This window comes from Tumebacillus lipolyticus, from assembly GCF_042682745.1.
Lineage (GTDB): Bacteria > Bacillota > Bacilli > Tumebacillales > Tumebacillaceae > Tumebacillus_A > Tumebacillus_A lipolyticus.
Map to the genome: position 1 here is coordinate 1 of NZ_JBHUIO010000016.1, position 15001 is coordinate 15001.

Below are 15001 nucleotides of genomic sequence, written 5' to 3' on the forward strand. Positions count from 1 at the left end.
TTGTATCTTGACTCGCATCTCTCTTCGTAACACTCGTTTAGTTTTCAAGGATCAATCATGTTCGCCAGAAGCGACATTGGATAATGTACCACATCGCAAACTCGATTGCAACAGGTAATTTTTCGCAAGCTCTCACCGCCAGCTTTCTCGCGGCGACAGGAACCATCATATCATGCGACGCTCATCCTCACAATCATGGCGGAAAAACAAATTGAAACAAATCGCCCTGATGTAAAGCATCAAAAGCTCGATCCTCAGCAGATCGAGCTTTTGATCAGTTTTTCACGCTTGGTGATGCGACTGCCGTTCCTGCTGTAGAGCGCTTTTGCATCGTCGCTTCCACGTCTGCCGACCGGATGCGCAGCGCGAATGCCAAAGCGATCAGCAAGAAACTTGCGGCGCCGAGCATCGCCACCCGATAGGCGAACAGATCGGGTGCTGCCTGCGCAGACAGATCGGCCGGACTGTTGCCGACCACCGCGAGCAGCGTCGCCAAAACTGCCAGCCCTAAAGCGGAGCCAAGCCTGTTTTGCACCGTGAACAGCGTCGAAGCTCTTCCCATCGAAGCTCCTGGAATCTTGGTGAAGGAGATGATCTGCACCGCCCCGACCGCTTGCCCCAAGAAAAAGCCGGCAGAGAACATCAGCGCGCGCAACACCCACGGGTTGCTCGTCGTCCCCACCCAGCTTAAGAGCACAAACACGACAGCCGCGCAGAACAGCGCGATGGCGATCTGTCGCTTGGGCCCCAATCGCGGATAGATCAGCGGCACCAGTTGGGAAGCGACCATCAGACCGAGCGCTTCCGGAAAGGTGACCAGCCCAGCATCCAAGGCGGATGCATGCAGCACGTCCTGATACATCAGCGGAAACACATACAGCATCCCGAGCAGGCCGGACGCGATGAACAGATTGATCAGACCTGATGTCTGAAACAGCCGCTCTTTGAGCAAGCGCAAATCGAGCATCGGCTGGCTGACGCGCAATTCCACAACGACCAGCAGCGCGATAAAAACAATCCCGAGCAGACCGGTGGTGATGATTTCAGGAGCTGTCCAGCCCCGCGCTGAACCTTGGCTCAGCGCATACACGAGCATCGCAAATCCAGGAGCGGAGAGCAGGAAGCCTGGCAGATCCAGTTTTCGGACCGAAGGCTCCACATGCTCCCGCAGGAAGTACGCGCCAAACGCCACCGCCAAGATACCGAATGGAATGTTGACATAGAACCCCCACCGCCACGACAGCTCATCGGTGAGCAATCCCCCGATGATCGGGCCGAACGCAGGCGCCAGCGCAATCGGCAGCACCAGATAGCGCGAGAGCTTCACCCGCTCTTGCGGTGGAAACGCGCGAAAGAGCATCGCCATGCCCACAGGCGTGAGCAGCCCGCCCGCCGCCCCTTGAAAAATTCGGAACAAGGTCAAAGTGCCCAAGCTTTCCGCAAAACCGCACATCGCGGACGCCACGGTGAACAGACCGATGGCGAGCAAAAAGATCCGCTTGGTTCCAAACCGATCCCCCAGCCACCCGGAGACGGGCAACACCAATGCGAGGCTGACCAGATAGCCCACGTTGATCAAGCTCGATGCGGAGGGCGGCACTTGGAACTCCGCACTGATCGTCTTCAGCGCCACGTTTACGATCGTGCCATCCATAGCCGCCATAAACATGGCGACCACATAGAGGATCGCCACCGTGCGCTTCGGGTTGAGCCAAGCGCTCATCGCACATCACCTGTCGAAGCACCAGACCCTCCCAAACTGTTCGGTCGCAGATCGTTCCAGTTCGAGTTGATATATTCCAGACACGCAGCTCTGCTCTCCTGTCCGAACACAACGTCCCAACCGATCGGTACGAGCGAAATGGCAGGCCAGAGCGAGTGCTGGCCCTCCTGATTTCTCAAAACAAAATAGGTGCCGTTCGTCAATTCAAATGGATTGGTCATAGACAATCTCCTTCGCATTTGCTTGTGGCGTTTCGCCGTGCAGATCTCGCAGCTTGGCGGCGAGAACCTGCCCGATTTCAACCAGCGGCTCCGGCTGGCAGAGGTCTTTATGGCGACAGTCGATCTCGATCTGCTCGATGTTGCCCTTTAGATACGGAATCCACGTTTCCGGTTCGATCGGATCAAACCAGTCTGGGATCACCGTCGATCGGAAAAACAGCAGATCCCCTTCATACGCTCGCGGCACGTACTCGCCCAAGATGCGAACCGAATTTACGTACGTCTCTTTTAGATTGAGAATCGTCTCCTCATTCAAGCTTGCCAACGCGCTGCCATCGCTCTGCAAGATCTCGACCGCACTGGCGATATCCAGCGGTTTGTCCCCCATGCTGTCCGGGTCGTAACCGCCCAAAGCGAGCAGCGCGATCAACGCTTCCTCCTCGCTCGGCCCTTTCTCGATCGGCAGGAAGTGGCTCGGATAGGAATCGAGCATGACCAACAGCGACACTTCTTCCCCTTGATCTTGCAAAAGAACGGCCATCGCTTGTATGACATTGCCGCCGAGCGACCACCCTAACAGATGATAGGGGCCATGTGGTTGCACGTTGCGAATCTGTTCGAGATAATCGATCGCCATCTCTTCGAGCGTTTGCGGAAACCCTGTGCGCTCCGAGATGCCTCGCGCCTGCAATCCGTAGATCGGAATATCAGTTCCCAGGTGCTTCATCAGGCCGGCGTAGCACCAGCTCAATCCGCCCGCCGGATGCACGCAGAACAGCGGAGTCTTGTCGCCTCCCGTTCGCAGCGGCAGCAAAACTTCCAGCGCGCTTTGGCTGGTTCCCATCTCCAACAGCTCGGAGAGCGCTGCGACGGTCGGCGCTTCAAACAGGTTGCCAATTCCTAAGTCGATGCCGAGATCCTCGCGAATCCGGCTCGTCAGACGAACTGCCAACAGAGAATGACCGCCCAGATCGAAGAAACCGTCATCGATGCTGACCCGCGGCAAGGACAGAACTTCGGCGAACAGATCGCAGAGAATCTCTTCTTGCGGAGTCCGCGGACCCCGACCTGTCGCCGACAAGGTGATCTCCGGTGCTGGCAACGCTTTGCGATCCAATTTGCCGTTGGGGGTAAGTGGCAACTCCGCCACAGACACAAAGGCAAAAGGCACCATGTAATCGGGCAGGCTCGCCGAGACGAATCGCCGCAGTTCGATCGGCTCAGGGCTTTCTGGCCCATCGGACACCACATACGCCACCAGCCGCTGATCGCCCGGCTGGTCTTCACGAACAATCACCGCGACCTGCACGATCTTCTCGTGCCGGATAAGCGCCGCCTCGATTTCACCCAATTCGATCCGAAACCCGCGAATCTTGATCTGCTGATCAGCACGGCCATAGTAATCTAACGAGCCGTCAGGAAGCCAACGGGCAAGATCGCCCGTGCGATACATGCGTGAACCCGCCACCCCGAACGGGTCGGCGACAAACCGCTCCGCCGTCAACCCCGGACGTCCGAAGTAGCCGCGCGCCAGCCCCTCGCCCGCCACGTACATCTCGCCGACGACGCCGGGAGGAACAGGCTGTAGCGCCGCGTCCAGCACATAGACGCGCAGGTCGACAATGCCTTTCCCGATCAAACTGTTCGCCCTCCGCGCCGCCACTTCCCGATCGAGCGCATTGTAGGTGACATGCACCGTCGTCTCCGTGATTCCATACATGTTGATCAGCTTCGGGAAACTGTCAGGATGACGATCATACCAGTCTTCAAGGCGGCTCAGGTCGAGCGCTTCACCGCCGAAAATGATCGAGCGAAGCGCGAGCGTCCTTCCGACATCAGCATGCTCTCTGTCTGCCTGCATCAATTGATAGAATGCAGACGGGGTCTGGTTGAGCACCGTAACTCGCTCGCGTGCCAGCAGCTGTAAAAACTCCACCGGTGATCGGCTGGTCGTATGTGGCACCACGACGAGCTTGCCGCCGTGCAGCAGCGGACCCCAGATCTCCCAGACGGAGAAGTCGAACGCGTAGGAATGGAACATCGTCCACACGTCTGCCGAATCAAACCGGAACCAATGCTCGGTCGAAGCGAACAGCCGCACCACATTTTGATGCGGGATGACCACCCCTTTCGGTCGACCTGTCGAACCGGATGTATAGATGATGTAAGCAGGGTGGAAAGGGGACAGGCTCGATTTTCGATCCAGATCGCCCAGATTGGTTGTCGCTTTCTTTTGCAATCGTTCCACAGTTGCCAGATCATCGAGCACGATCTTGCTCATGTCTCCCATCTCCGGCAGGTCGGCATGGACGGTTGAGTTTGTGATCAAGCAGACGGGCTGCGTGTCGGAGAGCATGAAGGAGATCCGTTCTGCCGGATATTCCGGGTCTAACGGCAGATAGGTTCCGCCAGCTTTGAGCACAGCCAACAGCCCGACGATCATCTCCACAGCTCGCGGCAAAGCGAGCGCGACGATCCGCTCCGGGCCCACGCCGTATTCGATCAGCAGATGGGCCAATCGATTGGCGCGCTCGTTCAACTCCGCGTAGCTCAGCGCTTCGCCCTCGCAGGTTACCGCCACCGCCTCTGGACTGCGAGCCACCTGTGCCTCAAACAACTGCGGCAGAGTTGCTGGCAGGACTTCCTGCGGCGCTCCATTCCACTGTTCAAGGATCATCTGCCGCTCGTCCGGCGCAAGGATCGGCAGACGCCCGATCGGCTGGTCAGGGTCGGTCGCAGCAGCTTCCAACAAGCGCAGCAGACGGGTCGAGATCGCCTCCGCCGTCTCCCGTTTAAACAGATCTGTGCTGAATTCCAGCAGGCCGTCGATCCCATCTGGCGACCCGTCAGCCGCGCGGCGCTCGCGAAGTTCCACCGTCAGATCAAATTTCGAAGCCCCGACCGGATGCAGCTGAAGGCTCGTTTGCAGACCGGGCAGATCGAGCGTCGGGTCGGGCGTATTTTGGAACACGAACATCAGTTGAAACAGCGGATGTCTGGAGCGGGAGCGCACCGGGTTTAACACTTCGACAAGGCGCTCAAACGGCACATCCTGATGCTCATACGCTTCCAGATTCACCAGGCGAACCCGATCGATCAGCTCGCAGAAGCTCGGGTCTCCAGACGTGTCTGTCCGCAGCACCAGCGTGTTGATAAACAGACCGACCAGATCATCGAGCGCATCGTCGCTGCGCCCCGCGATCGGACTCCCGATCGGAATGTCCGTTCCTGCTCCCAGTCGGGTGAGCAAGGCGACAAGACCGGCCTGCAGCACCATGAACAGACTGGCTCGGTTCACCCGAGCGAGCGAAAGTAAGTTATTGTGCAGCTCCGGCTCGATGCAAAAATCGATCGTCTCGCCGAGGTAGCTTGCGCTCGCGGGGCGGGGATAGTCGGTGGGAAGCTCCAGCTGATCGGGCAGATTTTGCAACTTTTGCGTCCAATAGTCGAGCTGAGTTGCGATCAAGCTGTTCTCATCGCTTTCGCTTCCCAGCAGCCGATCTTGCCAGAGCGCATAATCGGCATATTGCACAGGCAACGGTTTCCAAGCTGGAAGTTCCTCTTTGCATCGTGCAGCATAGGCGAACGCAAGATCGCGAGCGAGCGGATGGAGCGACCAACCATCGCCGATCACATGGTGCAACAGCAGCAGCAACACATGATCGTCCGGCCCGAGCACGAACAGCTGCGCGCGAAACGCCGGTTTATCTGCGAGGTCAAACCGGTAGCGCGCCGCCTCGCTCAGCAGTTGCGAGAACTCCTCCTCGCATGTCTCGACAACCAGCAAGGGCACCTCAGCATCTGCTGGGTCCAAGATCAGCTGCTGCGAGCTGCCCATCGCTTCTGGAAAGATCGTGCGCAGCGTCTCATGCCTTCCCACCACATCGCGAAGTGCCGCCTGCAGAGCAGCGCGGTTCAGATCACCGCGCAGACGTGCCACCAGCGGAATGTTGTAGGTCGGGCTCGGCCCCTCCAAACAGTGCAAAAACCACAGCCGCCGCTGGGCAAAAGACAGCGGAATTTCATCAGGCCGCACCGCCTGTCGCACCACCGGTCGAGCGCTCTGCGCCTGATCGAGCCGTTTGATCAGGCTCGCAACAGTCGGCGCTTCAAACAGATTGCCGATCGAAAGCTCGACGCCAAACGCCTCGCGGATGCGGATCATCAGCCGTCCGCCGAGCAGAGAATGTCCGCCCAGCTCAAAAAATCCATCATCGATCCCCACCCGCGGCAGGGAGAGCACCTCAGCAAACAGATCGCACAGAATCTCCTCTTGCGGAGTCCGCGGGCCCCGCCCGGTGACGATCAGGCTGAAGTCGGGCGCTGGCAACGCCTTGCGGTCGATCTTGCCGTTCGGGGTCTGTGGCAACCGATCGAGCATGACGATCGCCGAAGGCACCATGTAATCGGGCAGACTTTCTGCGATCGTCTGGCGGAGTTCTGCCAGATCGAGATCGACTTCTCGGCCAGTCACAACATAGGCGGTGAGGCGCTTGTCGCCAGGCGTGTCTTCGCGGACGAGCACCGCAACCCGCTCAACGCCAGCCTGCCGCGCAAGCACCGCCTCGACCTCACCCGTCTCGATGCGGAACCCACGGATTTTAATCTGGTGGTCAGACCGGCCCACATAGTCTAAAGCGCCGTCTTTCCGCCACTTGACCAAATCCCCGGTGCGATACATCCGGCTGCCCGGCGCACCGAACGGGTTGGCGACAAATCGCTCCGCCGTCAGATCAGGTCGATGCAGATACCCGCGCGCCACCCCATCTCCGGCGATGTAGAGATCGCCGACCACGCCTTGTGGCACAGGCTGTAAGCCGGAGTCCAGCACATAGACCTGCGTGTTCCAGATCGGACGACCGATCGGCGGAGTTCCCTCAGCCCGGGACTCGATCGACGCAGCTGTCGACCAGATCGTGGTCTCTGTCGGTCCGTAGAGGTTGGTGATCGGACAATTCAAGCCCTGCATCGCAGACTGAAGCGCTGTGGGAAGCGCCTCGCCGCCCACCAGCACGCGAAAGCCCTGGAGCGCCTCGGGGCTGTGCGCCACCAGCGCTTGCCACAGCGTCGGGGTGGCCTGCATGATCGTGGCGCCCGATGCTGCGATTCGCTTCGCCAGCACGGTCGGCTCTTGAATCACCATCTTGGGCGCCAGGACGACCGAAGCGCCGCTGACCAGCGGCAGGTACACTTCGAGCGCCGAGATATCGAACGCGACCGTCGTGACGGCGAACAGCCGATCCTGAACGCCTAGTTGGAAGCGCTCCTGCATTGCCAGAAGGAAATTGGTCAAGTTGGCGTGGGTGATGACGACCCCTTTTGGTCTTCCGGTCGAGCCGGACGTATAGATCACATAGGCGGGATGCGCGGGAGACCAGCTCGTATGTCGCTCCTCGGCGCGGAGTGCAGCGCCGGAGAACTGCGCGATCCGCGCTTCCGTCTCAGGCGCGTCGAGCACGATTTTGGTCACTGTGCTTTGATCGGACAGGTTGGAAGCGACCTCCGTGTTGGTGATCATGCACACCGGCTTTGCATCCTCGATCATGTAGGTGATCCGATCTTCTGGAAAGTCGGGGTCAAGCGGCAGATAGGCCGCTCCCGCCTTCAGCACCGCGAGCATCGCGACGACCAGATCGACCGTCCTCGGCAGCGCGATGGCGACGATGCCCTCCGCGCCCACCCCTTGCGCGATCAGCAGCCGCGCCAGTCGATTGGCCCGCGCCGCAAGCTCCGCGTAGGTCAGAGCGCTCTCCTCACCGATCACAGCAGAAGCGTGCGGACGATGCGCCGCTTGCCCTGCGAACAGCTCAACCACACTCGACCGCTCGACCTGATGCGCGGTCGCATTCCAATCGATCAACACCTGTTGGCGTTCCTCCGGCAAGACCAAGTCAAAACTGCCGATCGGCAGTTGCGGGTCGACAGCCCCCACCCGTTCCAGAAGCTGAAGCAATCGCTGTTGATGCGCGTGCAGATCGCGCGCATCATAAACCGCAGGATTCGCATCCATGTTGATGTGCAACCCGCTGCCATCCGAACGGTCATACACATTGATCGACAGGTCATCGACCGGCCCTGCCGAAAGGTTGTGCATGATTCCCCGCTGCCCAGCAAAGTTCAGCGCATAATCGAAAGGCATGATGTTGATCTGCGGGCCGAACAGCCTCCGATTCTCGCCGAGCAGCTTCAAGTCGCGACGCAGTTCCTCGTGCCGATATTTTTGATGGATGCGAGCTTGGCGCACCTCCGCCGCGATCTGTGCGGCCAAGTCGGCCAAGCTCATGTCGGGAGCAACAGACACCCTCAGCGGGATCAGGTTCATCACCATGCTGGGAATCCGCAGCGAGACAGAGCCGAGGCGGCTCATCATCGGCAGTCCGAGCACAACTTCGCTTGCCCCGGTCAGCCGATGCACGTAGATCGCAGCGGCTGCCAGCACGAGGTCTGACCAGCCTGTCATCATTTTGGTCGCGTTAGCTTTCAGAAGGGCCGTGCCAGAAGCGGTCATCCGCACAGTCTGCCGCAGAAAGCTCCGGGACGTTTGCGGGGCCCGGTCGGCCAGACTGACCACCTCCGGTTGGTCTGCAAAGCGCTCCAGCCAAAAATCTCGATCTTTCATATACTGTTCGGACGCACGATAGTTCAGATCTTCCTCGACGATCGCCCGCAGCGCGCCAAATTCGCCTTTCTCGTCCGTCTTGCCCGCCATCAGCGCCGTGTAAATTTTCGCCACGCGCTGCGCCAGCAGCGAGACGCCATAACCGTCGATCGCGATGTGATGAATGCGTTGATACCAGAGAAACCGATCTTCCGCCACTTGCAACAGCGCTTCCGAAAAAAGCGGGCCGTATCGAAGATCGACAGGCTGAGCCAAGTCTGCCCGCATCCACGCGATCGCTTCACCCATCGGATCGGACTCGGCGCTGACGTCCACCTGGTGCAACGACCAATCTCGCTCCGTGGCGAGGAACTGCCACGGCCCTTCATGATCCTCGTCAAATCGGAGGTGCAACGTCTCCGCCTCCGCCACAGCTTGTCGCAGCGCGACCTCGAACAGCTCCCGATTCACAGAACCTTGGATCTCTATGTATTCGCCGGTGTTGTAGATCGGGTTTTCTCCATCCAGCTTTTGCGCAAACCATATGCCAGACTGCGCACCCGTCAAGGACCACCGAACATCAGGAGAGTTCCGCATGGTTTCCTACCTCCTTTTCCAATCGAAACACTCTATGCAAACAGCAGTTTGAACCACGCGCTGAGCGTCGGTTGTTCGGCCAGCTCCACAAAGGAGACTTCCACCCCGCTGCGGCGCCATTTTTCGATCAGGCTCATGATCCGAATCGAGTCGAGCCCTTTGCTGTTGATCAAATCGTCCTCATCGGCGAGATCGGCAGGCGACTCGTGAAGCAGCTCGGCGACCTGTTCGCGCACGAGCTCCGGCGTCAAAAACTGCCCCTGCTCGCCCTGATGCGCATCTCCTGTTTCCCGATTCAGCTCGTTCAGCACATCTTGTGTCAGCATGGTAACCCCGCAGCGTTCCGCCACATACTTGAGCGCCATCTTGTGATAGTCGAGCGAGAAGTCTGCCACAGCATCTCCCACATAAAAAGCCTCGACTTCCTGCATGAACGCCTCGCCTGCGGTGAGCATGCAGCCGATATGTGCGTACACGCCGCAGATGATCATCTGATCGCGCCCCTGTTGCTGCAGCAGCTCGCGGAGATTCGTTTTTTGGAATCCGCTGTACCGCCACTTCGTCAGCTGGATGTCCTCTGCGGTCGGCGCAAGCTCCGCGACGATTTGCTTTTGCTCAGGCCCGCCGTCGATGCCCGGCCCCCAGAAATCGAGTTGCAGGCCGCGCTGTTCCGGCGTCTGACCGCCCGGCTGTGCCGTGTAGATGACCGGGATGCCGAGCTCCACACAGCGTTTCTTCAAAGCGCGAATGTTTGCCAACAGCTCCACCACCGGTGATTCTCCAGCAGAAAACGCGTTCAGGAAATACTGCTGCATATCGTGGATGAGCAGCACGGCGCGTTTCGAGTCTGGTGTCCACGACACTCTGTTGCGGGGCATGTCTGCTGCCCCCGGCATTTGATATGGCAAAATGGTAGGAAGACCCATTTGATTCCCTCTTTTCGGTTATTTGTTGTTCAAAGGTTGCATCTTTTGAATGATCGCCTCACGCAGCGCTTTTTTGCTCACTTTTCCCACTCCCGTCTGTGGGAAGTCTTCGATCAGTTCCAGGCGATCCGGTATTTTGTAGGGAGCCAGACCGCGATCTTTTAAAAACGCTTTCAGCTCTGCTGCGGTCGGCCGATGCCCGCGTGGGATGATAAACGCACAGGTGCGCTCGCCGAGAAACTCGTCGGGCATCGAGACGACCGCCGCATCATGGACGGCCGGATGTGCGAGCAGGTGGTTTTCCACTTCCTCAGCGGCCACTTTGTCCCCACCTCGGTTGATCTGATCCTTGACCCGCCCTTCGACGACCAGATAGCCCTGCCCCGTCACTTTCACCACATCTCCGGTGCGATAGAAACCGTCAGCTGTGAACGCCTGTGCATTGTGCGCCTCCGCCTTGTAGTAGCCGCGGATGGTGTAAGGGCCGCGGGTCAACAGCTGCCCCACCTCGCCCGGCGCCAGATCGCGATCCTGCTCATCGACGACGCGGATCTCATCTTGTGCGGAGATCGGCCGCCCCTGCGTGTTGACGATGATCTCCTCCGGATCATCCAATCTCGTGTAGTTGACCAAACCTTCCGCCATGCCAAACACCTGCTGAAGCGTGCAGCCGAGCACCGGTCGAACGCGGCGTGCCGCTTCCGCACTGAACTTGGCGCCCCCGACCTGCAACACTTGCAGGCTGGACAGATCAAAATTTCGCGATCCTGCCGCTTCCAACCAGATCAGAGCGAGCGGCGGCACCAGCGCGGTGATCGTCACACCCTCTTTTTCGATCAAGGGAAACGCATCGTCCGGGCTGGGGCGCGGTGCCAAGACGACTCTTCCTCCCGCATAGAGCGTCCCGAGCGTGCCGGGCGAGCTGAGCGGGAAGTTGTGCGCGACCGGAAGGGCGGCGAGATACACGCTGCTCTCATCCAGCCCGCAGATCTCCGCGCTCGCTTCCAAACTGTACATATAATCGTCGTGCGTGCGCGGGATCAGCTTGGGCAATCCGGTGCTGCCGCCCGACAGTTGCAGGAAGGCGACATCGCTCGCGCTCACAGCTGGGAACGGTTCGCGGGGAGTTGCCTGCAGGCTGTCGCACGCCACAAACTCCTCCGCCTCGCCCACTACGATCACATGCTTCAAGGTCGGTATCTTGCGCTGCACCTCTCTCGCCAACTGTCGATAATCAAACCCCGAGTTCACATCTGGAATCACGTAGGCTGTCGCTTCCGCAAACTCGGCAAAATAGCTGATCTCATTGCTGCGATGCAGAGGAAGCGCAAAGACGGGCAGCGCACCCAAGCGGAACAGCGCAAAACAAACCTCAAAAAATTCGGCGATGTTGGGCAGTTGCACGATGACGCGATCCATCCGCTTGATCCCAAGCTGTTGCAAACCTGCCGCCAGCCGATCGGCCCGTCTGTCCAGTTCGGCATAGCTCCAGTGGGTGTCACGGTCGGTGATCGCGATGCGATCTTTGTGCTTGGCCGCCCGCTCCCGCAACATGTCGCCGAAGGTGATCCCTCGCCAAAAGCCGGCAGCTCGGTAACGATCAGCAAACTCCTTTGGCCAAGTTGGGCAATCGGCTAGCATTTTCCATCCTCCGATCCTTGAGCGGCCGGTTCGCCGTTCAAGCCCATCGCTTGAAGCATCGTCCGAAACTTAGCCGATGTCTCCGCAAGTTCCGCCTCTGCGCTGGAGCCGAGAACCACGCCCGCTCCTGCGTACAGGCGAAGCGAGCGATCTTCCACTTCCGCACAGCGGATCGTCACCACCCAATCGCCGTCCCCATTCGAATCGCACCAACCGATCATCCCGGTGTAAAACCCGCGATCGAACGGCTCGATCTCCCCGATCGCCGTTCGGGCCAGATCGGTCGGAGTGCCGCAGACGGCCGGAGTGGGATGCAGAGCGACCGCCAGCTCAAGCGAAGAGACAGCAGGATCGAACAGCTCGCCTGTGACCACCGTGGAGAGATGCCACATGGTCTCCGTTTGCACCAACGACGGTTTTTCCGGAACTTCTAAGGTTCGACAACAGGGTCGCAGCGCTTCCGCAACAGCCTCGACCACGACCGCATGTTCATGCAGATCCTTCGGCGAGTCGAGCAGCGCATCTGCGCGTCTTCGATCCTCGACCGGATCTTTGCTGCGCGGCGTCGACCCGGCCAACGGATTGGCGATCACCTTCATGCCAGATCGCGAGACGAGCAGCTCTGGGCTTGCCCCGACCAGCGTGCGCGGTAACAGCTTTGCATCGTTTTCGTCCCCCGTTCTGGGCAGGTCGACAGCGAACGTGTAGCCGTGCGTATTCTTGCACGCCAAGTTTTTCAGCAGCTGCTGTACATCGACCGGAGTCGCCGAGGTCATCTGCAGCGTTCGCGAAAGCACGATCTTGAGCAGCTCACCCGATTCCAGCCGCTCCAATCCTTTTTCAACCCCGCGCAGAAACTCCTCAGGTTTAGGAACGGGCTCCATCTCATAGGCCGCAGCGGATGGCTGGGTCACAGGTTCGCTGGAGCCGAATTGGAGCGGCCCCGCCCATTGGACAGACATCGGCACGACCAGCTGCGCCGGTTTCCTGTGATCGAACGGAACAGCGCCGACGACGACCGCCAGCTCATCCTCTGAGCGCTTTGCATCGTTCAGCAGAGCGGTTACGCGCTCTACCAAGCTTCCAGACGTCTCGCTCTGCAGCGAAGCTCTGACCCCTTCGGCCAGAATCGTCCGTCGCGGCGAAGACAAGAAGAAAGACGCCCCTGCCCGGTACGCTTCCAGAAGTTGTTCGGCCTGTGCGACCGTGGCAACATTGGATTTTCTCATTTTCACAAAACCTCCCAGTGATTTAATTTCCCAAGGTGGCCCCGCCATCCACGCGCAGATCATGCATGGTGATATGGCTGGCTCGGTCGGAAGCTAAGAAGAGCACCGCCTCTGCAATGTCAGATGGTGTTGCCAATTTCCGAAGCGGGATGCCCAGCTTAAACGATTCCAACGAGCCGGCGATGACAGCTTCCGCACCGTTTGCATCGCTCCACATCGAACGCTGCATCTCCGTTTCTGTTGAACCGGGTGAGACCACGTTGCAGCGAATGCCGTGTTGAGCGTTCTCCAGCCCCATGCATTTCGTGAACATGGTGACTGCCGCTTTGGAGGAGGCGTAGGCAGCCATGTGCATGCGCGGCACGCTTGCAGCATTCGATCCTACGGTCACAATCGATCCTGACTTGCGCGGCACCATTCGCCTGATCACAGCGCGAGATACATAGAAGACGCCCGAGACGTTGACCGCAAACGTCTCTGCCCAATCCTCATCGCAGAGCGACTCCACCGCTCCCAGTCGCAGCAGAGCCGCAACATTGACCAGCACCTCGATCGGACCCAGATCACGCTCGATCTGCTCCACGACCGCATCCACCGCTTCCCTGTCGCTGATATCCGTCTGGAAAGCTGCTGCTTGGTGCCCCTCACCGTTTAGTTCCGCTAGAAGTCGGTCTAGTCCGGCTGCGTTTTTATCAACCGCAGCCACCAGATCTCCTCGCTTCACAAAGGCACGTGCGACTGCCTCCCCAATCCCTTGAGCAGCACCCGTCACCAGAACGACTCTGCCCATTCTCTCGCGATCTGACATAGCCTCATTTCCTTTCCCGTCTGGCTCTACTGGCTCTACTGGCTCTACTGGCTCTACTGGCTCTACTGGCTCTACTGGCTCTACTGGCTCTACTGGCTCTACTGGCTCCACTGGCTCCACAAGCTCCACAAGCTCCTCTCGCTCCTCTAGCTCCTCTAGCTCCTCTAGCTCTTCTAGCTCTTCTAGCTCTTCTGGCTCCTCTAGCTCCTCTGGCTCCTCTAGCTCCACTGGCTCCACTGGCTCCTCTAGCTCCACTGGCTCTTCTAGCTCCACTAGCTCCTCTGGCTCCACTAGCTCCTCTGGCTCCTCTAGCTCTACTAGCTCTACTAGCTCTACTAGCTCTACTAGCTCTACTAGCTCTACTAGCTCTACTAGCTCTACTAGCTCTACTAGCTCTACTAGCTCTACTAGCTCTACTGGCTCCTCTGGCTCCTCTGGCTCCTCTGGCTCCTCTGGCTCCTCTAGCTCTTCTGGCTCCACTCGCTCCTCTGGCTCGACACACTCAAGTCTCTCAACTTTTTTGGTTATCCAAGTGGCTCAATAATAAAATCGTTGGGCGTGTCACCAATATAGATCCAGCTAAATGAAGCTTAATTGATAGTGATTCTCATTACCGATTATATGTTATGTACATCCGCTTCGAACATGGACAATAGCCCGAATCACGCATGGACAATAGCCAGAATTACATTTCAAAAATTCACTTGTTAAACACAAAAGTGAGGTAGTTCCCACTGGGGACTACCTCACTTTACGTTCGTTTACCGTTGCAGCAACACTGCGTTTCGGACGACAGATCGACGCTCTTTCCGTTCCGCGGCGAAATGCGCGTAGGCGAAATGCGCGTAGGCGAAATGCGCGTAGGCGAAATGCGCGTAGGCGAAATGCGCGTAGGCGAAATGCGCGTAGGCGAAATGCGCGTAGGCGAAATGCGCGTAGGCGAAATGCGCGTAGGCGAAAAAAAGAGAAGAGGACTTATTCCCGATGGGAACAAGTCCTCTTCTCTTCTACATTTTGGAGCGGAAGACGGGATTCGAACCCGCGACCCTCGCCTTGGCAAGGCGATGCTCTACCCCTGAGCCACTTCCGCACGACTATGATCGTTCTCTTACATAGGGTTGCCCCTGCAAGAATCTGAATCTTACGCGTCTACCATTTCTACCATGCTCGCGTATAAAGTTTGGAAAAAACACGCCTAGCGGCGACCTACTCTCCCAGGACCCTGCGGTCCAAGTACCATCGGCTCTGCGGAGCTTAA

At 58.7% G+C, this 15001-nt stretch carries 7 protein-coding genes and 1 tRNA gene; all 8 read right to left on the bottom strand.

The window, feature by feature from the left end; genetic code table 11:
- Positions 1-274: 274 nt before the first annotated feature.
- Entirely contained in the window at positions 275-1723 is a 1449-nt protein-coding gene (locus ACFSOY_RS19715; RefSeq protein ID WP_386049573.1) for an MDR family MFS transporter, read from the bottom strand.
- Positions 1720-1944 carry an MbtH family protein gene (locus tag ACFSOY_RS19720; protein ID WP_386049574.1) on the bottom strand — a complete coding sequence of 75 codons (225 nt, stop codon included), beginning with the start codon at positions 1942-1944 and terminating at the stop codon, positions 1720-1722. The genes ACFSOY_RS19715 and ACFSOY_RS19720 overlap by 4 nt, the downstream gene beginning before the upstream one ends.
- Entirely contained in the window at positions 1928-9139 is a 7212-nt protein-coding gene (locus ACFSOY_RS19725) for an amino acid adenylation domain-containing protein (protein ID WP_386049575.1), read from the bottom strand. The genes ACFSOY_RS19720 and ACFSOY_RS19725 overlap by 17 nt, the downstream gene beginning before the upstream one ends.
- A 32-nt stretch (positions 9140-9171) precedes the next feature.
- Positions 9172-10065: an isochorismatase family protein gene (locus ACFSOY_RS19730; protein WP_386049576.1), complete on the bottom strand. Its 894-nt coding sequence runs from the start codon at positions 10063-10065 to the stop codon at positions 9172-9174.
- A gap of 18 nt (positions 10066-10083) precedes the next feature.
- A complete protein-coding gene (locus ACFSOY_RS19735) occupies positions 10084-11706 on the bottom strand; it encodes a (2,3-dihydroxybenzoyl)adenylate synthase (RefSeq protein WP_386049577.1) in 1623 nt (540 codons plus the stop codon).
- A complete protein-coding gene (gene dhbC / locus ACFSOY_RS19740) occupies positions 11700-12935 on the bottom strand; it encodes an isochorismate synthase DhbC (protein WP_386049578.1) in 1236 nt (411 codons plus the stop codon). The genes ACFSOY_RS19735 and dhbC overlap by 7 nt, the downstream gene beginning before the upstream one ends.
- A 22-nt stretch (positions 12936-12957) precedes the next feature.
- Entirely contained in the window at positions 12958-13743 is a 786-nt protein-coding gene (locus ACFSOY_RS19745) for a 2,3-dihydro-2,3-dihydroxybenzoate dehydrogenase (protein ID WP_386049579.1), read from the bottom strand.
- Between the two features lie 1015 nt (positions 13744-14758).
- Positions 14759-14833, bottom strand: a tRNA-Gly gene (locus tag ACFSOY_RS19750).
- Positions 14834-15001 lie beyond the last annotated feature (168 nt).